Raw genomic sequence first — 614 nt, forward strand, 5'->3', positions numbered from 1 at the left:
GGCGGTGTTGCTCAGGCAGCCGTTGGTATGGGTATCGCTGCCGTTGCCACAGGTCTCATCGGAAGCGTGCCACAGATCGGCTCCTTCAAGCCTTCGGCTCTGAATTTGTTAGGCCGATTTGTAAACGGGTTTGTGGAACAGCAGCAGCAGGAGAACGATGCAAARTGGAAGCTRTTCGGAAAAATGCTTACGGCTGCCAAAGAGTTGACGACAGCGACTTCCCCTCTCGATCTGCTTGAGAAGTTTCACCAGCAGAGYACGGAATACAGCAARGCGTATTATGAAGTACCAARTTSGATTCGTGAGAAATGGGCGAAAGAGTATGAGTATCAACAAACGGATCAGGAACTGAAAAATTCGCTGGAATTTTTCAATAAAGTGATGAACGACAAGGATCAGCGTGAGGTTSTTYTCGTAAATCCCTATTTTCACTATATCAAAGCTGATATTGGCAGGCCTCATCTTACGGTAGATCAACTGGGCAGTTATGAGTATTGGGAGTCRCAAGCGCTAAGTCTCGAAGAAAAGAAGTATTTAGCCTKGAGGCTCAAGCGTACGACGATAAGCAATGAAGAATTAGCMGAACTTATCGACGGATATAACCAACATGACGC

Annotated in this window: 1 protein-coding gene; it reads left to right on the top strand. The window is 46.4% G+C overall.

The window, feature by feature from the left end; all coding sequences use genetic code 11:
• A partial coding sequence (locus AB4Z30_RS29915) for a hypothetical protein (protein ID WP_441931226.1) occupies nt 1-614 on the top strand: 614 nt, incomplete at both ends.

The sequence above is a fragment of the Paenibacillus sp. 2TAF8 genome (genome assembly GCF_052114825.1).
In the GTDB taxonomy this organism is placed as follows: Bacteria; Bacillota; Bacilli; order Paenibacillales; family Paenibacillaceae; genus Paenibacillus.